The sequence below is a fragment of the Larkinella fluvii genome (assembly GCF_051857545.1).
Lineage (GTDB): Bacteria > Bacteroidota > Bacteroidia > Cytophagales > Spirosomataceae > Larkinella.
The window spans coordinates 666748-690509 of sequence record NZ_JBPZHB010000003.1 but is presented as its reverse complement, the minus strand read 5'-3'; the positions used below and the strand labels follow the sequence as shown (position 1 = coordinate 690509).

The 23762-nt window shown below is 51.7% G+C and carries 21 protein-coding genes; 5 read left to right on the top strand and 16 right to left on the bottom strand.

All coding sequences use genetic code 11. The features are described from left to right. Positions 1-63 precede the first annotated feature (63 nt). On the bottom strand, positions 64-954 hold the full coding sequence (locus ACS5NO_RS10225; protein WP_439415048.1) for a pirin family protein: 891 nt from the start codon (positions 952-954) through the stop codon (positions 64-66). A 109-nt stretch (positions 955-1063) separates the two neighbouring features. On the opposite strand from ACS5NO_RS10225, the gene ACS5NO_RS10220 reads away from it, so the two are divergent. Next, the gene (locus ACS5NO_RS10220) at positions 1064-1429 is read left to right on the top strand and encodes a winged helix-turn-helix transcriptional regulator (protein ID WP_439415047.1); all 366 of its coding nucleotides are present in this window, start codon (positions 1064-1066) and stop codon (positions 1427-1429) included. Positions 1430-1464: 35 nt separating this feature from the next. On the opposite strand, the gene ACS5NO_RS10215 is transcribed toward ACS5NO_RS10220, so the two are convergent. The 6 genes from ACS5NO_RS10215 to ACS5NO_RS10190 form a co-directional block, all read right to left on the bottom strand. Continuing rightward, positions 1465-2550 (bottom strand): lipase family protein, encoded by a 1086-nt coding sequence (locus ACS5NO_RS10215; RefSeq protein ID WP_439415046.1) that lies wholly within the window; start codon positions 2548-2550, stop codon positions 1465-1467. An 80-nt stretch (positions 2551-2630) separates the two neighbouring features. Continuing rightward, positions 2631-3401: an SDR family NAD(P)-dependent oxidoreductase gene (locus ACS5NO_RS10210; protein WP_439415045.1), complete on the bottom strand. Its 771-nt coding sequence runs from the start codon at positions 3399-3401 to the stop codon at positions 2631-2633. Positions 3402-3540: 139 nt separating this feature from the next. Continuing rightward, positions 3541-4833: an MFS transporter gene (locus tag ACS5NO_RS10205; RefSeq protein WP_439415044.1), complete on the bottom strand. Its 1293-nt coding sequence runs from the start codon at positions 4831-4833 to the stop codon at positions 3541-3543. A gap of 138 nt (positions 4834-4971) precedes the next feature. Then, positions 4972-5757 carry an SDR family NAD(P)-dependent oxidoreductase gene (locus tag ACS5NO_RS10200; RefSeq protein ID WP_439415043.1) on the bottom strand — a complete coding sequence of 262 codons (786 nt, stop codon included), beginning with the start codon at positions 5755-5757 and terminating at the stop codon, positions 4972-4974. Positions 5758-5913: 156 nt separating this feature from the next. Continuing rightward, positions 5914-6972, bottom strand: coding sequence for a sugar phosphate isomerase/epimerase family protein (locus ACS5NO_RS10195; RefSeq protein ID WP_439415042.1), 1059 nt, complete (start codon positions 6970-6972; stop codon positions 5914-5916). A gap of 51 nt (positions 6973-7023) precedes the next feature. Next, positions 7024-9561 (bottom strand): DUF7133 domain-containing protein, encoded by a 2538-nt coding sequence (locus tag ACS5NO_RS10190; RefSeq protein WP_439415041.1) that lies wholly within the window; start codon positions 9559-9561, stop codon positions 7024-7026. Here ACS5NO_RS10190 and ACS5NO_RS10185 point away from each other — a divergent pair. After that, positions 9560-9751: a hypothetical protein gene (locus tag ACS5NO_RS10185; RefSeq protein ID WP_439415040.1), complete on the top strand. Its 192-nt coding sequence runs from the start codon at positions 9560-9562 to the stop codon at positions 9749-9751. The genes ACS5NO_RS10190 and ACS5NO_RS10185 overlap by 2 nt on opposite strands. A gap of 197 nt (positions 9752-9948) precedes the next feature. On the opposite strand, the gene ACS5NO_RS10180 is transcribed toward ACS5NO_RS10185, so the two are convergent. The 3 genes from ACS5NO_RS10180 to ACS5NO_RS10170 form a co-directional block, all read right to left on the bottom strand. Further along, positions 9949-11109: a lycopene cyclase family protein gene (locus tag ACS5NO_RS10180; RefSeq protein ID WP_439415039.1), complete on the bottom strand. Its 1161-nt coding sequence runs from the start codon at positions 11107-11109 to the stop codon at positions 9949-9951. Positions 11110-11215: 106 nt separating this feature from the next. Continuing rightward, positions 11216-12094 (bottom strand): lipoyl synthase, encoded by an 879-nt coding sequence (gene lipA, locus ACS5NO_RS10175; protein ID WP_439415038.1) that lies wholly within the window; start codon positions 12092-12094, stop codon positions 11216-11218. Between the two features lie 128 nt (positions 12095-12222). Beyond that, positions 12223-12966 (bottom strand): hypothetical protein, encoded by a 744-nt coding sequence (locus ACS5NO_RS10170; RefSeq protein ID WP_439415037.1) that lies wholly within the window; start codon positions 12964-12966, stop codon positions 12223-12225. 201 nt (positions 12967-13167) lie between these two features. Here ACS5NO_RS10170 and ACS5NO_RS10165 point away from each other — a divergent pair, with 201 nt between their 5' ends. Continuing rightward, positions 13168-13584 carry an OsmC family protein gene (locus ACS5NO_RS10165; protein WP_439415036.1) on the top strand — a complete coding sequence of 139 codons (417 nt, stop codon included), beginning with the start codon at positions 13168-13170 and terminating at the stop codon, positions 13582-13584. A gap of 142 nt (positions 13585-13726) precedes the next feature. Here ACS5NO_RS10165 and ACS5NO_RS10160 read toward each other — a convergent pair whose 3' ends face one another. From ACS5NO_RS10160 to ACS5NO_RS10145, 4 genes are all read right to left on the bottom strand, one after another. Further along, positions 13727-14416 (bottom strand): LytR/AlgR family response regulator transcription factor, encoded by a 690-nt coding sequence (locus ACS5NO_RS10160; protein WP_439415035.1) that lies wholly within the window; start codon positions 14414-14416, stop codon positions 13727-13729. Continuing rightward, entirely contained in the window at positions 14417-15844 is a 1428-nt protein-coding gene (locus tag ACS5NO_RS10155) for a sensor histidine kinase (protein ID WP_439415034.1), read from the bottom strand. A gap of 219 nt (positions 15845-16063) precedes the next feature. Next, on the bottom strand, positions 16064-16441 hold the full coding sequence (locus ACS5NO_RS10150; protein ID WP_439415033.1) for a hypothetical protein: 378 nt from the start codon (positions 16439-16441) through the stop codon (positions 16064-16066). 53 nt (positions 16442-16494) lie between these two features. Then, a complete protein-coding gene (locus ACS5NO_RS10145) occupies positions 16495-17808 on the bottom strand; it encodes an aminotransferase class V-fold PLP-dependent enzyme (RefSeq protein WP_439415032.1) in 1314 nt (437 codons plus the stop codon). A 307-nt stretch (positions 17809-18115) separates the two neighbouring features. Here ACS5NO_RS10145 and ACS5NO_RS10140 point away from each other — a divergent pair, with 307 nt between their 5' ends. Next, positions 18116-18463 carry a hypothetical protein gene (locus ACS5NO_RS10140; RefSeq protein WP_138989892.1) on the top strand — a complete coding sequence of 116 codons (348 nt, stop codon included), beginning with the start codon at positions 18116-18118 and terminating at the stop codon, positions 18461-18463. A 150-nt stretch (positions 18464-18613) separates the two neighbouring features. On the opposite strand, the gene ACS5NO_RS10135 is transcribed toward ACS5NO_RS10140, so the two are convergent. Both ACS5NO_RS10135 and bamJ read right to left on the bottom strand, forming a co-directional pair. Then, positions 18614-20695, bottom strand: a complete 2082-nt coding sequence (locus ACS5NO_RS10135; protein ID WP_439415031.1) for a carboxy terminal-processing peptidase — start codon at positions 20693-20695, stop codon at positions 18614-18616. A gap of 180 nt (positions 20696-20875) precedes the next feature. Further along, positions 20876-21625, bottom strand: coding sequence for a BamJ family beta-barrel-assembly machinery protein (gene bamJ / locus ACS5NO_RS10130; RefSeq protein ID WP_439415030.1), 750 nt, complete (start codon positions 21623-21625; stop codon positions 20876-20878). A gap of 456 nt (positions 21626-22081) precedes the next feature. On the opposite strand from bamJ, the gene atpA reads away from it, so the two are divergent. Beyond that, positions 22082-23659 (top strand): F0F1 ATP synthase subunit alpha, encoded by a 1578-nt coding sequence (gene atpA / locus ACS5NO_RS10125; protein ID WP_439415029.1) that lies wholly within the window; start codon positions 22082-22084, stop codon positions 23657-23659. The last annotated feature ends 103 nt before the right edge of the window (positions 23660-23762 follow it).

Genomic DNA, 23762 nt, shown 5'->3' with positions numbered 1-23762 from the left:
TATACGAACGAACTACCCATTTCCGGCTCATTTTTATTCCCGATCAGAGACACCTACCGTGACTTAATACCGAAATTTCTGCTTTTCCGGCAAAACCGACACATGGCCCATTTTGCCCTGCCGAAACGCCTGGTACAATCCCTTGATGTCGCTTTCAGTATCACCAATAAAAGGCCCGTAGGAAACAATCGGATCGTGCTGAGGCTGTCCGGCATACAAAATAACCCGTCCTCCCGCTTCCCCGGCGGTTAGTTGAAGGTCGCTGAGCGCATCCCCAGGAAATTTGTCCAGCCAGCCCACCTGGTTTTCTTTTAGCAGCTTCCCTTCTTTCCCGATTCCAACACTCCCGCCAACTACGTACAAAAACGTGTTAAAAGAAGCCGGTAGCTGTTGGACGGTGCTGACGCCGGGTTGCAACTGAATATCGGCAATAATAACCGGAACATGATTCTGAACCGGCGAGGTGATGCCAGCAAACGAACCGCTGTAGAGCCGGATTTCCAGCCCGGGTTCAGACACACGGGGAACTGTCTCTACCGTCAAATCCTGAACGCGGGGGGCAGTCCAGCGGTCTTTTTTAGGCAGATTGAGCCATAATTGCAAAAGCCGCATCCTCGTTTTCCGGTCGATGGTTTCCGTATGAACGATCCCGCTTCCGGCGGTCATCATCTGGAAATCCCCCGCTTTCATCCGGTGGTCATCATCCCCCAGTTCGCCTTCCAAGATCAGTGTAACCGTTTCAAAACCGGCGTGGGGATGCGGACCGCCCACCGGCTCACCCCCCTTTTTATCAAGCACGTCATCCATCAACAGGATAAACGGATCACTTTCCGAAAAGCTCGTATGAATGACCGCACGGGCCGTGTGATCGGGACCAAGAAAACCCGGCTGGGCAGGTGGCGTATATACATTGACCAGCTTGCGCCGGATCGTCACGTCTTGTTGCGTTTCCATGTTTGTATTCTTTTTATTTCGTAAAACAAATTTACCTATATTTACTATCCATTTGTAAGCACTATACTTTTTAATAGCACTATCCTTTTGGATAGTAAAACCAGAAATCATGGAAAAACCCGTCGAATTGAACCACTCGGAGTGCATGGGAATTTTACGACCCATCCGGGACGCCCTGGATGTGCTGAATGGCAAGTGGAAACTGCCCATCATCGTGGCGCTAACCTTTGGGGAGAAGCGTTTCAGCGAAATCGCCCGGGAGGTTCACGGCATTACCGACCGCGTGTTATCCAAGGAGTTACAGGATCTGACGATGAACGGACTGGTGAAACGGACGGTGGAAGATACCTTTCCGGTGAAGGTTACCTACGCCCTGACACCCCACAGCAAATCGCTGGATGAAGTGATTGAAGCCCTGCGGAAATGGGGCGTTTTGCACCGGGAAATCATCCTGAAAGGTTCGTCGGGCGAGTAGTGCCCGACGAACCTTTCAGGAGAAAATACCCATTTTTACTTCAGCCGATTCCCTAAAAACAAATACGGATTCAGCAGGTGGTTTTGCAAGAGTTTTTTGGGATCGGCCGGGAACTGCCGGAAATACACTTCGTCAGCATCCAAAACGATGGTCTGCCCGGCCCGCATGAAATGACTGCTTGGGAAATAAGTCGGCTTCTGGTAATCCGGCAAATTTTTCCTGACGGCCTTGCTGATGTAGTTCCCCAGAAACCGCTGGTATTGCTTCTGCGCTTTGCGGGACGGTTTATCCATCTTATTGAAAACATAATTAAACATCACCCGGTTGAGAAACTTCTGATTCCGGATGGCTTTGCGAATCGTCGTAACGGGATTGGTCAGGTTGAAATCATCGGTAGTCTGAACCGTCAACGGAAATTCGGGAACCCAGTCGGCAGAGTTGACCACATTAAATGCCCATCCGCTCTGCGTAAGAACCTCGTAATCGTACGCATAGGAAAGATTGCCCGGCTTGGGCGCGGCAATGCTGTAAGTTTTGAACCGGAGGTCGGCGGGGAGCCGGTTGCCCCGCAAATTGGAGAGGTATGAAGTCATTAAAAAAGTGATGGCGCCCCCCTGACTGATTCCGGTAATCATGAATTCTTTGGTTCCTTTCTGAATGCAGGAATCCATTTTCGGCAGGATGTCTTTGGCCAAATAGGCCATGCCAATCAACCAGCCAGCGTGTACAGCCGCACGCGGATTTTTAGCCAGTTTGTAAGAAAACGGCTCGTTGGCGCTCAACTGAATCTGGCCCGTGGCTGGCACCATCGCGGCATAGAAGTTTTCAATCCAGCCCAGCGGGTCGAGGGTGGTGCCCCGGATGCTGATCACCGCAACGCCGTTGTTGCCCTGCCACAACTCCCAGCGGTTGTCGAGACCCACAACGGGCGAGCGATATACTTTCTTGTAGCCTTGCGGAGGATCAATCGTCACCGAGTCAATGTGGCCCGCGCCCACCCGCAGCATTTCAAGGTACTCGGACTTTTCAAAACCGGGTTTCAGTTGGTTTGATTGTGCCGAAACACGCCCGAAAAGCAAGCCAACCGATGCAATTAGAAGCAGAAGAAATCGTGTTTTCATACGGAGCGTAATTGGTTACGACGGTAACGGATTGATCAACCTTTTTGATTTACGAACTCCTGCGATTTGTTTCTTCCTGCTCAATACGTTGCCCTGCCGCCCGAAATATCGTAAATAAAACCGGTTGAAAAACTATTTTCGGGAGAGACGATGAAACAGGCCATAGCCGCCACTTCGTCTGTTTCACCTAATCGACCCATCGGGATTCTGGCGGTCATGTAGGCCAGTTGTTCGGGGGCGGTGTCGGCGTTCATGGCGGTTCTGATTACAGCCGGAGCCAGCCCATTGACGGTGATTCCGGCGGTTGCGTATTCCTTGGCAATGGCTTTTACCAACCCGATTACACCCGCTTTACTGACCGAATAGCCCACCATGCCGGGGTTGCCTTCTTTTCCGGCGATGGATGCAATGAGCAGAATCCGGCCATACTGTCGGCTGGCCATGTGCCCGACCGTATATTTGGTGATCAGAAAACTCCCGAACAGGTTGACGGCGAGCAACTTCTCAAAGTCAGCCGTCGCGTAGGCAGTAATATTGGTGCTGGTGGGTCCGACAATCCCCGCCGAATGCACCACAACATCAAGCTGCCCGAAATCCGCCACGGTCTGCTCCACGGCTTGCTTGACCTGTTCTTCCTGAGAAATATCCACGGTATAGGTCCGAACAACAACGCCCAAAGCCGTCATTTCCTGCGCCGTTTGTTCCAGCAAAACCGCGTTCCGGTCGAACAAGGCCAGGGAAGCACCCTCAGCACCCAGCCGCCGGGCAATGGCTTTTCCTAAACCGTCTGCGCCACCGGTAACGATAGCAACCTGCCCTTTGTAGCGGTCGGGGAATACTAAATCACTCATATGCAATGGATTAATAAGTAAACCAGAACAAAACTTTTCAGGAATGATAAATGTAAAATGCTGATTGTAAAATGTAAAAGGGACGGTTTGGAAAAACTTTTACATTTTACATTCAGCATTTTACATTTATCATTCTTTTCTATCCCCTCCGCTCAATTTTCCCCACCAGAAAAATATACGAACAGGCACCGATCAGACCCAGGGCGCCGATAAAGACCAGAGCCGGTTTGAAATCACCGTCTTTGGCCAGATAGCCGATGACGATCGGAACGATGATCGACGCCAGGTTCCCCATGAAATTGAAGACACCACCCGTTAACCCAATCAGATGTTTGGGTGATAACAAGGAGACGAAAACCCAGGAAATCAGGGCCATACCGGCTCCGAAAAACGAAAAGGCCATGAAGAAAATGATGTAGGCCGTGTCGGTGCTGTAGTTGGCACCCACAATGCTGGTCGATAAAATGAGTCCGACGATGATCGGCGTTTTGCGGGCCGCGCTCACCGACCAGCCCTTTTTGACCAGATTATCGGACAGAAAACCGGACAGAAGTACCCCCGCGCAGGCGGCCAGAAACGGAATGGATGCCAGGTAACCGGATTTGATAAAATCCAGGCCCCGGTATTTCACCAGATAGGTGGGAAACCAGGTCAGGAAAAACCAGAGCGTCGCGTTCACGGCAAACTGGGCGATGTAGACGCCCCATAAGGTGCGGCCCCGAAACACCAGTTTAATGTTTTCCCAACTCCACACGCTGGTGTGCTTCGTTCCCGCTTTTTTTCCCCGGAACAAACCGCCCCCCTCTTCGATATACGCCAGTTCAGCCTCATTGACGCCCTTATGCTCCAGCGGATCGCGGTAGGAAAGGTACCAGATAACACCCCAGACCAAACCGACCAAACCGGTGATGACAAACAGCCCTTTCCAGCCCGTGTAATACTGAATCGTTACCAGAACCGGTGTCAGAAACGCCAGGCCGATGAACTGGCCCGAAACGTACATGGCCGTCGCAGCAGCCCGTTCATTGTCAGGAAACCAACTGGTTACGATCCGGTTGTTGATCGGATACGAAGGTGCTTCGAAAGCCCCGGTGGCCAGTCGCAAGGCAAACAGGCTGGCAAACCCACGCGCAAATCCCTGAAAAACAGTGGATATCGACCAGGTAATGAGACAGAAGGCGTACAAAATCCGGGGGCCGAAGCGGTCGGCAACCAGCCCGCCGGGAATTTGCAAAACCGCGTAGGTCCAACCGAAAGCCGAAAAAATGTACCCCATTTCGACCGGAGACAGGGCCAGGTCTTTGCTCAGCGAAGCCGCAGCCACCGAGAGATTACTGCGGTCTAAGTAGTTGATAACGACGTTGATGAATACGAGTGCCAGCATCCCGTATCGTACCCGGGTTTTGGGGGCCTTGCCAATGACTTGTTCCATTTACGGTTTTTGGTTTAGGGGTTTTCCGTTTACGGTTTTTGGTATCCGTTTACGGTGGCTGACGCATGAAACAAAAACGCGCCAGCAAGCATGCGTCAGCCACCGTAAACCGGATACCAAAAACCGTAAACCGTTAAACTATTTCGCCGTCCAGCCGCCATCGACGGTGAGCAGCGAGCCGACCATGTAGGTGGCGGCATCGCTGGCGAGGAAGATTGCGGCTCCCTGAATTTCGCGCAGATGACCCCAGCGACCCAGTGCCGTGGCACCCACGACGAACTTCTTGCCTTCTTCCGTGTCGGCAATCGGCACATTCATATCGGTCAGAAACGGTCCCGGGCAAATGGCATTGACGGTAATGTGATGCGACGCCAGTTCCAGGGCGAGCGCGCGGGTCATCTGCACCACTGCCCCTTTGCTGGATGTATACGGCGTCCGGTTGGCCAGGCCGACCACGCCCAGCGTACTGGCCAGGTTGATGATGCTGCCCCGCCCAGCTTTTTTCATGTAGGGCGTCACAGCCCGGCAGCATAGCCAAGTGCCGGTAACATTCGCCGTCATGACCTTGCTGAAATCCTCCAGCGTCACCTCATCGATGGGGCCGCGGATGTTGATTCCGGCACTGTTGATCAGAATATCGATCCGGCCAAAAGCGTCGATAGCGGCTTGGGCCATTGCTTCGGTCTGTTCCTGACTCGTAATATCGGCGCTGAACGAAAGGGTTTTTACCCCAAAATCCTGGCTCAGTTCCTCGGCGGCTCTGGCTCCTTCTTCCGCATTTCGGTTCACCAGCATCACGTTAGCGCCTGCCGATGCAAGCCCGGCCGCCATCGCAAATCCCAACCCTTTGGAGCCTCCGGTAATGATGGCGGCTTTCCCGCTCAAATCAAATTGCTTAATTCCAGGCAGTGTTTCTTTACTCATCATTCGTTGATTGGTTTTCAGTTTTCGGTTTACAGTTTTCGGTTTTCGGTGCGGTTCCCCGCCGGGACTGACGCATGAAACAAAAACGCGCCAGCAAGCATGCGTTAGTCCCGGCGGGGAACCGCACCGAAAACCGTATACCGAATACCGTAAACTCTATTTAAGCCCCAGCTTGTTGCTACTGTAGGAAAGGCAGGAAACGATGTTTTTCTCCTCAACCGCCAGTCGTTCTTCGGGAGAAAGTTGGGAGACCTTCGGAAGGGCCGGTTTATAGGTATGCTGTTTGACCATGCGCAGCGTCCGGTCCATATCCGTTCGGGGTATGCCGCCAAAGGTTTCCCAATAGGTCTCTTTCCGGCACGGTATTTCCAGCGGATCGCGGGTGATCATTTCCAGGTTAAAGGTGACAGCCGGGTTGTGTTTTTTACAGATGGCCACCATTTTTTGCAGATCCAGGATGCCGCTGCCGAGCGGTACTTCCGACAACAGAAAACCGTCCGGGTATTCGGCCACGCCCATGTCTTTGACGTGGGTTGTCAACACATAGGGCGCCAGCGTCTGCACTACGGCCATTGGTTCTTCCAGCAGGGCGATGCTGTTGCCAAAGTCCAGGGTTACACCAACCCACTCACTGTCAATCTGTTTTAGAATTGTCACCAGCTCGTCGGCTCGCCAGTCCTTGTGGTTTTCGACCGCCAGTTTGACTTTGTGTTTGCGCAGAACAGGTTCCGACAGTTGCAGCGAAACCAGTGCGTTTTTCTTCAACGCCTGCCATTCTTCGTTGGAATGGTAGGTTTCATACCGCCGACCGCTTGAGCAAACCGTCCGCAAAACCGTTGCGCCGGCTTCTTTTGCGTTGATCACCTCCTGCTCAAAAGCCGCCACCTGTTCCGCTTTTTTGGGTAATCCGATGGACCCTTCCAGATACAGGCCCGTTTTCTCCCGTTCCGAACGCACTTTTTTGGCAAAGTCGGCCGACCAGTCTTTGACCACCGTCTGAACCCCGCCCGCGCCAATTTCCTTGCAGTGATCGATCAATTCAATTGCGTTCGTAAAACCGGGGTATTTTTTGCTTTCGACCTTTGAATTCCAGCGACTTCCGTAGGAATGGACGACCACGCCCATCGGCACGTCTTTCAGGAATGCGGGCATTTTAGGCAACGAGATCGCCAGGGCACCCAGGGTCGCCTTTTGTATAAAGTCACGTCTGTCCATTCGGATTACGGGTTTGGAATAGTCTGTATTCAGTATTGCTTTCGGGCGAATTTACTTCCCGCCCGCGGCTTTGGCTTCCAGCATATAGCTGTTCAATTCTTTGGCGGTCCAGGGCATAACGCGTCCCTGCGACGTAATGCGGGTCATCCCGACGGTTCTCCGGCCAATTGGCCCGGCGTTGTTCCCCCACTCGTTGCGGATGTACATCAAAATGGACGTGATCGAGGCATCATCCATCGTGGAGTGGGCGGGCATCACCGGCAGAATCTCCGGCGCATTGTACACCTTTTTACCCACTTCCACCGGCCCTTCCATGCCGTGCAAAAGAATCAATGCCAGTCGTTTTTCATCGCCCAACACCCAATCCGAGCCCACGAGCGGAGGTCCAAACCGGTTCAGGCCAGCCCCATCCGTGCCGTGACAACCCGAGCAGGTACTCAGATACAGTTGCCGTCCCGACGCAAACAGTTTCTGCTCCTCATCGCTCAAGGGGTTCTTTTTGGTCACGCTGCTCTTGACGGCGGTGTGTCCGGGCCATTCAAAAAGGAGGTTTAACCCTTCCAGACGGAACGGCTCGATTTTCGTGTTGGAATGGGTCAGCAGTGTGGGGGCGGTTTCAAGCCGGATCGGTTTTTTGGTGGTATTACCCTGAATCGACAGACTGGTAAGGACGGCTTTTTCCTGCCATCCCAGCGACTCCCGATCCAGTTGGTTCAACAGGTCGGCGAGTTCAGCCGGATTCCGTTTTCGAACAATCGATGTGGTCAGCATTTCCAGAAAAATCTCCTTCGCTGGTTCGTGCGCCTGCCACTGGGGCGATTTCATCAGGCTTTGCAAAAACGCAAACTCCTGATTCTGAAGACTGCTGAGGGCGGCATCCCGAATCAGGGCGGTATTGCCATACCGGTTTACAATCCCGGCCAGAAGTTGATGAGACGCGTTCGGTGAGAGAACACCGGCGCTAAATGTCATTTGAAGCACCTGCTCGATGGGGGCTTTTTCCCACGCTTTCAGCAGTTGCGCTTCCAGTTTGGCCCGAACAGCCGGGTTTGTTTTGGCCATCGGTTCCAGCAGCCGCAGTGCGGTGGTTTTGACCAGCGTGTTGGGGTCTGCCAGCAGACTCAAAAGCAGTTCCGGGCTGCTCATTTTCAGGCCGTCCAGCGTCCATAACGCGTGAAAACGCCCGAGTTGGCTTTTGCCTTTCAACACCACCTCGGTAAGTGGTTGCCGCACGGTTTTGTCGTTGCGCTCCACAAGCAGTCGCTGCGCCATATCCCGGTGCCAGCCATCGGGGTTCGACAATTCCCGAATCAGGTCTTTGGAGGCTGCCTTCGACAATTTAGCGGGTTTGGTCGGTTTCCAGTTTTCCGGTACAATCCGCCAGATTCGTCCCCGATTGATCGGCATCACCAGCCCCCGCTTGATCGTCTGTTCCCGCAAATAGGGGGTTACATACGCTTTGTGCTGCACCAGCCCCCGGTACATATCCGCTACGTACAGCGCGCCGTCGGGACCCGTTGCCTGATGAACCGGCCGAAACCGTTCGTCGGTCGAAGCCAGAAACTCCCGGCCCGGATTGGGGTCCTGCGCCGTTATCAGCAGCCCATTGTCTTCTGCGACATTGCGTTTGATCAGATTGCCCGCGGGTTCGCAGACAAAAACATTGCCGTAATAAGGGGCTGGCAAAGCCGTTCCGCGGTAGACCAGGGGTGAACAGGCCGCCGTAAATTCCAGCAGTCGACCTTCTTTATTCAACGTTCCGGGAATGTAACCCCGGTTCACCGCCGGTGTCGGCCGGATCGGATACACCCGGCGGTCGATGGTCAGGCCGTGGTCGATGCCGGTGGTTGGCGTGTGGTTTTTATTGCGGGAAAGGTAATTGGGCGGCACCAGATCGGCGTGGAGTTGCGACCAGTTGTAGTTGTAATAGAGTCGGCCTTCATCGTCGTGACTGATGCCCCACTGCCCCCGAAATTCCGTGCTGTCCCGCTCCCATTTTCCGTCGTTCAGCCGGTAGCGAAGGCGCGATTTGGCATTGTAATACCAGTTGTCCATGCTGCGCCAGAGGCCATTCCCGGCGTGTTCGGGCAAACCGTTGGCGGCATAGGTCGGGTCGATCAGGGTTTTGGAATCGGCTTTCAGGTCGCCGTTGCGGTCGTTGGTCATCCACAGGGCGCCACTTTCGACCACCAAGGCGCCCCCCGGAACCAGTGCCAGCGCCCGGGGCATGACCAGACTGTCGAGGTAGACTGTACTGACGTCCATCTGCCCGTCGCCGTTCGTATCTTCCAATACCGAAATGCGGCCCACCGGTTTTTCTTCGCCGGTGCCGTCCATGTTGGGCATGAATCCCCGCATTTCGACTACCCAGAGCCGACCGTCTGCATCGAAGGTAATCACAACCGGGTCTTGAACCATCGGTTCCGACGCCACCAGTTGAACCTTTAACCCCGGCTCAACCTGAAAAGTCGCCAACTCTTCGGCGGGTGTTCGAACCGGCGACGGAGACTCTTCCCGGGTCGTTATAAAACCCAACAGGCCCAGCAGCCCGGCACCGATCAGGTAAAGGTAGTTGACGCGCTTAACCATGAGACGCTTTTTGTCATTATTACATAATAAAGAATTTTTGGTAAAATACTACTCATCTGTTTTGGTGCAATCAGTACCTTTTATCCGTTTTTTAGGAAGATTGTTGACAGGATTGCCGTTCCATGGGGACTATGTGCCGTCAGGAAAAAGTTTAGAAGTAAAAGCCGGTTTTGCACAATCTATTCTATAGTGATGTAACAGCGCAACGTCGGTAGGTCAAGGCAATTCTGCCCAACCGTGTGCCGTGAGGTACACAACCCTGTTTGCTGATGCGAATCGTCGCGTGCCTTACGGCAAACGGTTGAGGAAAAGGCATATTGGCTGTTAAACACCTGACAGGTCTTGAAGACCTGTCAGGTGTTTAACAGCCAATCGGTTGCGGCCAGGTTAAACCCGGAAAACGCGCTTGCGAATCACATCGAAAGCCGCCACTGTGAAAGCTCCCAGCGGAACCGTGGTCATGATTTTGAGATCTTCGGCAAACGTTGTGTCTTCATCCAGAAACCGGAAAATCTGCGCCGGAGCGTTGCGCTGGTACAGGCGGGTGAACACATCGTCGGCCGGATGACGGTGGTATTGCAGCACGTTCAGCAGCACACTGTCTAGAAACCGTTTGAAAACGCGCCGTAGCCACGGCTTACGGCGTTTGGGTTTGCCGTTTGCCGCCAGGTTCTGAACGATTTCGCGCAAATACCGCTGCGTTCGCTGAAAGGTGTAGCCAGTCGATGGTTTCGTGTAGCCACCCGCCGTCCCAATCCGGATGACGTGCTTGCCCGGGCGTTCGGTAGTCGGCTCGTCGGACATTGGGATGATGCCAAATTCCGTTTCCTGAACCGCGTAACTGCCCGTATCGATAAACCGGTCGATGTAACCAAGAAGTGCATTTTCGTACTGTTCGTCCGACAACAGCCGGTCGTTGAAAATCGTGTATTCGACCAGTGCGGTCCGGTCATCAAAGGGGAGCACGTACAAAAACCGGCAATCGCCTTGCTGATCTACCCGAAAATCCATCATGCAGGGCTTGTCGACATCGAAACACGGTTTTTCAGCGGTAATCGTCCAGCCTTTGAAATGTTGCCACAGGTTGTGATTTTCGGGGCGGTTCAGTTTCAGCAAGTGGGTGCTGTCGAACACATAGTCCGCAATGTAAGGTTCGTCGTCGGCGATTACAAAACCGCCCTGGGGCGTGTCCTTAACGCGGTTGACGGTCACCTGTCGAAACTCGATGGACGGAAACTGCGCGAGGTGATTCTTCATAAACGTGTAGAAATCAATGCCGCGCAGCATTTTATACTGGTAGGCCCCCATATCGAGCATCCCGTTGAAGGTGGTTCCGAAAAACTCGACAGTGTCCCATTTCCGAAATAAAATCGACTCAAACGGCCCCTCCTGATCTTCCCAGAAACACCACGTCCGGTCGTTCCGGTTTTTGGTTTCTTTGTCAAGAATCAGGATGGAACGGTCGCGGAGGGACGACAGGCTCAGGTAATACGCCAGGCTCAACCCAGCCATTCCGCCCCCCGCGATGATGAAGTCGTATTTTTTCATTATGAACAAGAAAGCAAAAAAGGAGGTAAGGAAAAAGGGAGGAGCGGAAAAAGGCTTTAAAAACCGCTTTTCCACTCCTCCCTCTTCTTTTTAATCCAATTCGGAATCAGACGTTCACATGCCGCTCGGCATGGTAGGACGAACGGACCAAAGGCCCGGATTCGACGTATTTCAACCCGCGTTTCAGGCCTTCCTCCCGGTACATTGCAAACGTGTCGGGGTGAATCCATTCGATCACTTCGTGGTGCATTTTGGTCGGTTGCAGATACTGACCCAGCGTCAGAATGTCCAGGCCGTGTTCGACCAGATCGTCCATCGCCTTCAGCACTTCGTCGATGGTTTCGCCCAATCCCAGCATAATGCCCGATTTAGTTCGCTGGCCAAAGTCTTTCGTCCGGCGGATTTGTTCCAGGCTGCGTTCATACCGGGCCTGAGGACGCACACGACGATACAGGCGCTCGACGGTTTCCATATTGTGTGAAACCACTTCCTGCCCGGCTTCAATCATCCGAATCAGCGCATCCCAGTTGCCCTTGGTATCCGGAATGAGCGTTTCGATGGTGGTCGTGGGCGACACTTCTTTCACGGCCCGTACGGTCTGGTACCAGATTTCGGCACCCCGGTCTTTCAGTTCGTCGCGGTTCACTGATGTCAGAACGGCGTGTTTGACTTTCATCAGCAGAATGGCCTCTGCCACCCGGCGGGGTTCGTCGGTATCGTATTCGTTCGGGCGACCCGTTGCTACGGCGCAGAACGTACAGCTCCGCGTGCAGACGTTGCCCAGAATCATGAACGTGGCCGTGCCGGCACCCCAGCACTCGCCCATGTTCGGGCAATTGCCGCTTTCACAAATCGTATGCAGTTTATACGTATCGACTAATTTGCGGACTTTGGCATATTCCGGGCCAATGGGCAGTTTTACCCGCAGCCAGTCGGGGCGTTTCTTTCGTTGTGTTTCGGAGGGAATTACGGGAAGTTCAATCATGGCAAACCTCAATCCTGTTTTTTACACAAGGAATTTTCGGGCAGTAAAGTTCGGGCAACTGCCCCCAACCCCCTAAAGGGGGCTTTAAAATAACGAACTTTTGCTCCCCTTTAGGGGTTGGGGGCAATTTATCGTTTGTTACCAAAAAACAGCGTTACGAAACCGGAAGTATACACACTGCGGTTGTTGGTAGCATTCATAATCACCACTTCTTTGGGGTACGCTTCGGCCAAAAAACCGATTTCCAGTCCAGTCATGTTGTTCCGAAACGCACTCAGTTCAAAAGCAACGGCGGCTTTGAAATTCACACCCAGCGTTAATTTGGACTTGTCAAAACCCTGAAAGAAGCTCCCGGCACCCACAATCAGCTCGGGTTGCAAACTGGGGTCGAACGGACGGGTATCGACCTGTCCCGGACGGGTCGTATACTGTACGTAATAGGGCTTGATGATGCCAATGGACGGCCCAACGGCAATAATACCGTTGATCGCAATGCCTTCATCGGCAGTCCGGGTAAAGAGCGATATTTCGCGACCATACTGCGGCCGAACGACGAAAAGATAATTTTGCTTGTTATATACATACCGCGCTCCCGAATAGGGCGTCTGTGACTGCACCTCTTTTGGGTGCTTCACATTGACAATTTCAAGGGCCATATACCGAAACTGCCGCTTTCCCTGAAACAGAGTAGGCAACGCTTTGGAATGCCGGAAAACAAAACCGCCTAAAATACCGGAGTTCGTATTGGTCGTTACACCATAGGTGGTAACAGTCGTATACTTATCTTCGTCGGTATCGGCAGTTTGAGCCTGCACATGGCAAACGCTTAGTAGCAGGCCCAGGATGGACACTATCGGTAAAACTCGTGACACGGTCGTAATGGAAAACTTTTGTAAGGATAAAAATAACAGTTTACTTTGACACTACGAAATTATCGTCGGCATCAACCAACGCGTCTCTTGTAACTCCCTCGTTCTATTGAGTAACGGTCTGAGTCATTGGATGGTTGCGTGAAGCAATTTATATTTTTCAATTAATAGTTGTACACAAACAGGATTTTAGTTTTTGGTCTTATGCCCACGGTACAAACAACCTACTTAGGAGACTTGCGGACGGAAGCGGTTCACCTCCAATCTGGCACCCGAATTCTGACCGACGCCCCCACCGACAATACCGGCAAAGGCGAAGCTTTTTCACCGACCGACCTGACAGCAACCTCACTGGGGAGCTGCATCATCACCACGATGGGGATTGTGGCCCGGCGCGAAGGCATCGAACTGACCAACGGCGAATTGTCGATTACGAAAGTGATGTCAAAAGACGCCCCCCGGCGGATTGTCCGTATTGAAATTGACATTATGATGCCGCCATCGGAAGCGCATACGGAAGCGTTTCGGGCCAAAATGGAGCATACCGCCCACACCTGCCCCGTTGCCCTCAGCCTGCACCCGGATCTGGAGCAGGTGATCCGGTTTGATTGGAAAGAATGAAAAAGTGTTGGTGTTTAAAAGAGAATGATAAATGTAAAATGATGAACGCTAAATGTAAAAGTGGGCTGGCGCGTTCCAAACACTTTTACATTTAGCGTTCATTATTTTATATTTATAATTCCTTCGACTTTCGAAACAGATTCTATTTCAAAAGCCGGGTTTTAATTTCCGCTAGTTTATCTTCATACGAAGCGCCAACGGGAATTTTAAAACCGGCGATGGTGATTTCGTTCCGGGCAATTTTCTCGATTTTCCGGAGCGAAATACTGTAGGATCGGTGTACGCGGACAAATTGACTTTCTGGCAAAATTCGCGGAATATCCGACAGGGTCTGGCGGCTCAGGAGTTTGCGGTTTTTCAGGACGAACGTTACATAGTTTCCGTCGGATTCCAGGTATAAAATATCATCCAGCCAGATCTTTTCTTCCTCGTAGCCGGTTTTGACAAAAATAAATTCTTCGGCCTCACTATCCCGCAAATTCTTGTAATCCAGTGCTTTATTGCAGGCTTTCAGGAAACGGGCCAACGGAAACGGTTTCAGCAGATAGTCGATGGCATCCAGTTCAAAGCCCTGAACGGCGTAGTCGGAATAAGCCGTGGTAAAAACCACCATCGGCACGGTTTGCAGGCAGCGAACAAACTCGATCCCCGAAATATCGGGCATTTTGATATCTAAAAAGATCAGGTCGATTTTGTTTTTTTGGAGATACGGAATCGCTTCAAACGCATCCGTAAAACTCGCTTTTAAATCAAGAAACGGCACTTTGGCGGCATGCAGCCGGACGACTTCCAAAGCCTGCGGTTCGTCGTCGATAGCGATGGCGGTTAACATTCAATAGCGAATCGTTAAAGCGACAAAATAATCCTGTTCCGACGCCTGAATCGCCAGCGTATGCCGTCCGGGATAAATCAACTCCAGCCGTTTGCTGACGTTTTCCAGGCCAATGCCGGTATGCTCTCTTTCCGGGTCATTGACCAGTCCCGGATGGCGCGAATTGTGAACTTTAAAGTAAATCGTTGTGTGATCGAGGGTCAAGGTAACAAAAATCCAGGACGGTTTACGCAGACTAATCCCGTGTTTGAAGGCATTTTCAACGAACGGAATCAGCATCATCGGCGCAATGGATATGTCCCGGTCCGGTTCCTGAATCGTCACCCGGATTTCGATTCCGTGCGATTCGTCCAGCCGCATCCGCTGGAGCTCGATGTAATTACGCAAATATTCCACCTCTTTTTCCAGCGGAATCCGATCCCGGTTATTTTCCTGCAACATGAACCGCATCATATCGCCCAGTTTCTGAATCCCGTCGGCGGTTTTTTCGCTGTTTTCTTTCAAAGCCGTGGCATAAAGACTATTGAGAGCGTTGAACAAAAAATGCGGATTAATCTGGGATTGCAGGCCCGCCAGTTCGGCGGAGGTGTGGGAAACCTGGGTTTGCAACGCGACCTTTTCTTTAACCGAAGTCCGGCGCAGCAGGGCAATGATAACCGCGCAAAAAAGCGTCAGTATCGACAACGTATTGTTCAGCCCTGAATTGGGAAACCTGAAATAGGTGCGGGCGCCCCAGAGCATCGCACTGAGCAGAAACCAGATCAGCAAACCGGCCAGCAAACGGCCCAGAAACTCGGTCGTGCGAAAGCTTCGGATATAGGGCAGCAGTGACGTATAGATATACGCCTGTAGAATATACACCTGAATGGGAATGGCCAGCGTAAGCAATATTTCGAAAACCGGACTTTGCCAGAGTTTTTCGGGAAGATTTCCCCCCAGAACAAAAATTGTCAGGAAGGTGTATAAAGGCACCCAGATCAGATAACTGATGAACCGGAAATCCTGGCGGGCCTTTCGATTCAGGTAGTATCCCAACTGGCAGAGCAATTCATACCCAACGATGAAAATTCCCATTCCGATGGCATCGGCCAGCACATTCCGTTTCCGGTATAAGGAATACACTTTCAGGCCGATCGTGGTCCCCACTTCATTCTGCCGGAAATGCACATGAAGTTTGGCAAAATAATAAAAGGCCACACTACTCACGACCAGTAAAATACTCAGACCGGCATACAACCGGATTTTCTCATCATTTTCTTTGCTGTTCCAGTTCGGGAGGGTGAGGTAATGAAAAACGTACCAGGCGGCCAGAAAATGCACCGCACCGACAATCAGCGGAAAATTGTTGTTGATGATGTGGTTATAACCCGCCAGATCCCGCCAGATGATAGCCGAAGAAACCCGGTTTTGTTCGACTACCTCAATCATTCCGTCAATCCGGTTCGCTTCTTCCAAAAGCCTTCGGACAACGTAAATTAAGGTCGCTCCCCCGGCGAACCACAATTCAAAGCGTCGGATACCCGCTAATTCCCGCATAACTGATCTGTTTTTTCAACAAAACTAGGCCGGGAATGGCAATACGTGGGAGAATTGGGGTGAACTGACACAAAAATGGGCCGAAGAGGGAAAAGTCAGGAAGATACGTGTTTACGGCCGCTGTTTTTTCCGCATCAAATAAATGAACTGGTCATATGAACCGCTCGCAGCGTGCGTTACCTGGAATGAAACCACTTCCCATCCGTTTTTTTCGACGTAGTTGATGGCCTGCATAACCGTATCGAAACGCTCAGTGTATTTTCCCAATGAATCAATCCGGCGTAATTCCCAATAGGCAACCCGCTGGAAACTAGCCTGTCCGTAATCAATATAGACTTTGGCTTTGGTCCCCCAGGTAGGGTATTCACCCACCAACTGGCAATATTGAACATCCAGGCTATTGACATCGACCCGGTTGACCATCAGTTGTGCCGCTGTCTTTGTCGTGAGTACAAACAAAAAAAGCACTGTGCTTAAAATCCTCATCATGGCGGTTTAGTTACTTGTTACACCAAAGCAATACCGCCCGCAAAGATAAAGGATCAACTCTTCTTTTGTTTCGTTGCCAGATTTTGTTTTCCCGCCAGTTCGGTAATAGCCACCACCAGCCGATCGAGGTCTTTGGGCGTCGTGTAGACGTGGGGTGTCACGCGAACTCCGTCGACGGGTCCGAGGATAATGGGTACCGTATGGATTTTGTACGTTTCCAGAAGCTGTTTCTCCAGTTCGGGACCAGCCATTCCGCTGATGCCGACAACGGCCAGCGCACCGGCAAATTCCGGTTTGAGCGAGGTGAATAGTTTGACGCCGGAAATATCCTTCACTTTTTCGGCCCAGTAGTTTTTCAGGTAATGCAGACGCGCAAATTTCCGGGCGGCTCCGATTCCCAGTTGAAAATCGACTGCCGTACCAATGGCCATTTCGGCGGCAAACGAACGCGTTCCGAGAGACTCGAATTTCCGGATATCCGGCCCATCGGGCTCAGGGCTGGACAGCAACGCCCAGACGTTTTTGATTTTCTCCTTTTGAATATACATCATGCCGCTGCCGAAGGGCGCAGAGAGCCACTTGTGCAGGCTGGTCGCGTAATAATCGCAACCGAGTTCCGGGATTTTGTAGTCGAGGTGGGCAAAGCTGTGGGCGCCGTCGCAAATGACTTCAATGCCCTGCTTGTGCGCCAGATCGGCAATTTTCCGAACCGGCATGATCTGCCCGGTCCAGTTGACGACGTGGGTGACATGAACCACTTTGGTTTTGCTGGTAATGGCACCGGCGTATTGCCGTACCAGTTCATCGTCGTTTTCGGAAGGCAGTTTCAGGTCGAGCCAGACGAGTTTGATCCCATCGCGTTTTTCCCGCTGTTTCCAGGCATTCATCATATTCGGATAATCCTGCTTTGCCAGCACGACCTCATCACCCGGTTTCAGCGTCAGGCCGAAAATGATCGTGTTCAGGCCTTCCGTCGCATTGCGGTTGATGGCCAGTTCGTCCGGTGAGCAACCCGCCAGATCGGCCAGTTTGGCCCGCAGCGACTCCCGGCCCTGATCCAGAATCCGCCACATGTAATAGCTGGGGGCTTCGTTGCAATACTGATAAAACCGGATGTGGGCATCCTGAACCGTTTTCGGCTGCGGACTGACCCCGCCATTGTTCAGGTTCAGAATGTTGGGCGAAACCGTATACTCGGCTTTGATCCACGACCAGTAGTCTTCGTCCTGCGCAATCTGCTGCGGGCTTCCCGGTTTTTGAAGTCGCTGAAAAGCCGTGCGGGTCGATTCAGTCAGAAAATCAGGTAAAACGAGGGGCGTAGCGGCTGCTGCACCCAGTTGGCGGAAGAAAGTACGGCGGGTAGACATTCTGTTCAGGAGGGAATATGGTGTTCAGACCACAAGGTATAAATAAAATTGCCATTTCCGTATTTACACCAAAGAATATCAAACTAAATACCCAAAACATCTACTTTTCTTCCGCATTGATCGATCAAATAGTATACAATGTATGATGAAAGGGTAACTACGCAATTCCGGCGGAGTGGATGTGGAAACTACGCAATTTTCAAATTGCGTAGTTGTGCGCTAAAAGAGCTACCCCGGTCGCCCTACCTTTGTAAAGTCGAATCTGACATATCCACACCATTGATACAATTCTAGTCGCAACAAACTAATGAAAACGGTCTTGATAATCAGTACACTCTGCCTCGCCCTGGCAATCACTTTACGGGCTTCGGGTCAGAAAAAAATTACGCTCAAACAAACATTGGAACAACAGATTGCCTCCTATGTTTTGTATCCGGAAATCTTGCAACAGCTCGATAACGAAGATTTCGTCGTCATCAAGTTCCGGGTTGATGGCGAACAACGGCTGGCCGATTTGCGGATCTCCAGCGGTGACAACAAAAGCCTGAATGCCACGCTGATTAAGCAACTCATGGGCAAAAAAGTATTTTTAACCGAGCCAAATTCGAACGAAAATCAGGAATACCTGGCCAAGGTTCGCATTCGCCTGATCTAACGCACTACCTGTCCTCTACCAAAAAAGCCGACGGCCCCGGAGCAATCCGGGGCTGTCGGCTTTTATAGCAACTGGTCTGCCATCTTTCGGCATCAAAAAAACCGCATGGCGTTGATCCATGCGGTTTTTTACTGGAATCAGAAGATACCCTTACTGCGGATTCTTCGTGAAGGCAATATAGTCGGCCAGTAACTTGCCACACTCGTCCAGGTACAAATCCTTCTTTGGTGCCTTGGCATCTTTCGGGTCTTTGGCCGGTGTGGTCGAGTCGTTGGTTGCCACCGGTTCGCCTGCCGAAGCACTGATCGACTTCCGGCGTTTTTCCGCGTCGTCGCGTTCCTTCTTGCGTTTCGACTCCTGGAGAGATACGACGGTTTTCTCTTTGGCGCGTTTCAGTTCGGCAAAATCAGCTATCAACTGTTTCATGTCCGTATCCGACTTCAAACGCTGTTCGTAGCGTTCGCGGATCTTGGCGATGATTTTGTCGTCCAGGCTACGGGTCACGTCAAACCGGGCTGAGGCAATCTGATCCCAGGGCAACGCGCTGGGTTGTGAGCTTTCGCCATATTCTTCCGCGCTGAAAGCCGATGGCAATTCAATGTCCGGAGTCACACCTTTGTGCTGGGTGCTGCTGCCGTTGATGCGGTAGAACTTGGCAATGGTCATTTTGACCTGTCCCACTTTCTCCGATTCTTTCAACCAGGTGTTCAGATCCACCATCGTCTGAACGGTGCCTTTCCCGTAGGTCTGGCTTCCAACGATCAGCCCGCGTTTGTAATCCTGAATGGCAGCCGCAAAAATTTCCGAAGCCGACGCGCTGAAGCGGTTTACCATCACCGCCAATGGACCATCGTAGATGATCGACGGATCAGGATCGGTTTGTACTTCAATGTCGCCCTGCGCTTCTTTCACCTGCACCACCGGTCCGCGTGAGATGAACAAACCAGTTAAGGTAATGGCTTCGGTCAGCGATCCTCCGCCGTTGTCGCGCAAATCCACCACAACGCCGTCTACTTTTTCAGCTTTCAGCTCGTTCAAAAACTTCTGAACATCGCCGGTTGTGCTGGCAAAGCCTTCTTCGCGTTTGCGGGCCCCTTCAAAATCGCGGTAGAAAACCGGGATCGTGATAACACCCAGTTTGTATTTCTTCTGGTTCTGCGTGACTTCGATCACTTCCTTCTTCGCCCGTTGCTCTTCCAGTTTGATTTTTTCACGCACCAGCCGAATCTCTTTCGGGGGAGCACCGGCGATGGCATCATTCGACTGAATTTGCAGACGAACCGTCGTGCCTTTGGGGCCTTTGATCAGTTTAACGGCGTCATCGACCTGGTAGCCAACAATGTTGACAATCTGACCACCTTCACCCTGGGCCACGCCCACGATCTTATCGCCTTTCGTCAGCAGTTTGCTTTTGAAAGCCGGGCCGCCGGGAACAATGTCCGAGATCTTGATGTAGTCGCCATCTTCCTGCAACAGGGCACCAATGCCTTCCAGCGATGCGCTCATTTCCTGATTGAAACGGTCGGCTGAGCGGGGTGACATGTAGTTGGTGTGCGGATCGAGCGATTCGGCAAACGAGTTCATATAAATCTGAAACACGTCTTCGGCTTTGATCCGGCTCATGTAACGATCGAGGTTTTTATACCGCGACTTCATGCTGTTGACCACCGACGTATCGGCTTTTCCGGTCAGCTTCAGTTCCAGCGACTGGTTTTTCAGCAGTTTGCGCCACAAGTCGTTTTGCTCTTCGATGCTTTTGGGCCAGTTGGCTTTTTCGCGGTCGGTATTGAAGGTTTCGTCTACCGTAAAATCGAACGGTTTTACGAAGTTCTCCTGAACAAATTTATTACGCTCCTGATAACGTTTCCGGAACACATTGTAGATGTCGTAAGCGGCCGTTAGTTCGCCGTTGATCAACTGATCATCAATGTTGTTGCGGTATTTCTCGAACGAATTGACGTCGGAAGCCAGAAAGTAGGCTTTGTTTCCGTCCAGTTCCTTGAGATAATTGTCAAAAACGACCGACGACAGGGAGTCGTTCAGCCGCACTTTGCGGTAGTGGTGGGTCGTCAGCAAACGCGCGACCAGTTGTTCAACATGTTCCTGCGATACCGACGGTTTTAAATCATCAGCGCTTGGGGGGGGCAGCGGTACGGCTGACATCCCTGCTTGTGGACCCGGCTGAAGGCTCAGCATCAGCACCGGTACTAACGTAATGAGATACTTTCTCATGTTCCCCTTTTATGATTAATGTAGCACCACTCTTTATTTAAAAGCTGAATGGCTGAAAATGGTTTAGATGGTTCATTAAATGGCTACGCAGTTTCATTCTCTCACCAGTTGATTAACCATTTTTAGCCCTTGAACCATCCACTGCTTCCAGCCATTTAACAATTTTTAACCATTCATTGATTACTTCTTCACAATTTCCAGCAATTCGATATCGAAAACGAGCGTCGAGTTAGGCCCGATTTGGGGGCCGGTTCCCTGCGCGCCATAGGCCAGCGACGACGGAATAAACAACTTCCATTTCGAGCCCACCGGCATCAACTGAAGGGCTTCGCTCCACCCCTGAATGACCTGGTTGACCGGTATTTCGAGCGGCTGCCCCCGTTCAACGGAGCTGTCAAAAACCGTTCCGTCGATCAATCGGCCCGTATAATGTGCTTTAACGGTATCGGTGGTCATCGGTTTTGGACCGGTCCCCTCCTTGACGATTTCGTATTGCAGCCCGCTGGCCGTCGTCTGCACACCCGGTTTCTTTTTATTTTCCGTTAAAAACTGTTCTCCGATCTTTTTGTTGGCATCCGCTTTGGCCGACCGTTCTTTCTGGAAAAACGCGCCAATAATCTGGTTGGCCTGCTCCGGTGCGATCTGCATGTTCTGCGACTGGAGTGCATCCTGCAACGCTTTCGTAATGGCTTTGATGTTGGCATTGCCGAGATTCTGCTGTTTCAGCCCTAATCCCACATTGACGCCAATGCTATAACTAACGGAGTCGATGGCATTGTTTAATTTGAGCGGAGCAGAGGCTGTAGCAGCGGCAGCCGCCGGTGCTTTGGGTTTCGGCTTAACGGCCGGTTTTTTCGTCTGAGCCATAACCTGACCCGTTACCAATACAGCCGACAGCAGGCCGGCTAAAGTCCATTGTTTAATCGTCATGTGTAAGATACAAAAGTTGTATTCAAAAAGTACTTAAGCTGAAAACGTAAAGATGTAGGTCAAAAGTTTGGCAATAGCGGGATTTAATGAAACAAATTATTGATGAATGGTGACAGGCAGGGGTCAGTGGAGACCACCAGGATGGGTAATTCAGTCCATACCGGACAGCGGTTTCTGACAATGAATTACTCACAACTCACTAAAGTAAAAAACAAATGTCAGGATCTCAACAAGCGGAGTTCAAATAGTGCACTTTTTTTCGGGCAACCCCTCGTTTCCGGTTAAAATGCGATTCATACCGGTTCCGTCCACTTTATGAAATCATGAACGCCCGATTCTTAGAAAAGTATAAACTTTGCCAACGAATTTTCTTGATAACGTCTGTTTTAGTGAAATTTAGTGCGTAACTTTGCACCCGAATTCTTAGAACCATCATAAAACGATTCTTCCACTCATATGGTATCAGTTAGACCCGACGAGGTTTCGGCCATTCTCCGGGAACAGCTATCGAACTCCAGAACCACCGCCGAACTCGAGGAAATCGGTACGGTGTTGCAAATTGGTGACGGAGTAGCCCGCATTTACGGACTGTCAAAAGTCCAGGCCGGTGAATTGCTGGTGTTTGAAAACGGATTGCAGGCATTAGCCCTGAACCTCGAAGAAGACAACGTCGGAACCGTATTGCTGGGTGACTACAGCGAAATTAAAGAAGGTGCCACGGTGAAGCGTACGAATCAGATTGCCTATGTCAACGTTGGCGAAGGTATTCTGGGTCGGGTTGTCAACACGCTTGGTATCCCCATCGACGGTTTAGGCCCTATTGTTGGCGAAACGTTTGCCATGCCGCTGGAGCGCAAAGCCCCGGGGGTTATCTTCCGTCAGCCCGTAACCGAACCGCTGCAAACCGGTATTAAATCCATCGACGCCATGATCCCCATCGGTCGGGGACAGCGCGAGTTGATCATTGGTGACCGCCAGACGGGTAAAACCGCCGTGGCCATCGACACCATCATCAACCAGAAAGAATTTTACGACAAAGGTCAGCCCGTATTCTGTATCTACGTGGCCTGTGGTCAGAAAGCCTCCACCGTTAAGCAGGTGGAAGCCACCCTGCGCCGGGCCGGAGCTATGGACTATACGGTCATTGTAGCCGCTCCCGCAGCCGATCCGTCGCCGATGCAGTTCTTTGCACCTTTTACCGGTGCCGCCATCGGTGAGTACTTCCGGGATACGGGTCGTCCGGCCCTGGTCGTATATGACGATTTGTCGAAACAAGCCGTTGCCTACCGCGAGGTGTCGCTGCTGCTGCGTCGTCCTCCGGGACGGGAAGCCTATCCGGGTGACGTTTTCTACCTGCACAGCCGTCTGCTGGAACGGGCCGCCAAAATTATCAATAACGACGCCATTGCCGCCACTATGAACGACCTGCCGCCGTCGCTGACGGGTAAGGTTAAAGGAGGTGGTTCGCTGACGGCTCTGCCAATCATCGAAACCCAGGCCGGTGACGTTTCTGCCTATATTCCGACGAACGTAATTTCGATTACCGACGGCCAGATCTTCCTGGAAACCAACCTCTTCAACTCTGGTATCCGCCCCGCCATCAACGTCGGTATCTCGGTATCACGGGTGGGTGGTAATGCCCAGATCAAGTCGATGAAGAAAGTGGCCGGTACGTTGAAACTGGATCAGGCGCAGTTCCGCGAACTGGAAGCCTTTGCCAAGTTCGGTTCGGATCTGGATGCGTCGACGAAACTGACCATCGAACGGGGTCGGCGGAACCAGGAAATTCTGAAACAACCACAGTATTCGCCGGTATTGGTAGAACACCAGGTTGCCATCATCCTGGCCTCGACCAACGGTTTCCTCGATAAAGTGCCGGTCAACCGGGTCAAAGAATTTGAATCCGAATTCACGATGCTATTGACAACGCAATACCAGGATACGCTGGATCTGCTCCGCGCCGGGAAACTGGACGACAGCATCATCGGCGTCATCAAGAAAGTTGCCACCGAGTTAGCAGTTCGTTTCGCATAACGTTTAGATATTCAGGAGTTTAGTTTGTTGAAGAGTGAGAAATTTAGTGGATGGGAACATTTTTCCGATCACTAGATTTCTCTACTTTCAACAACAGCCTCTC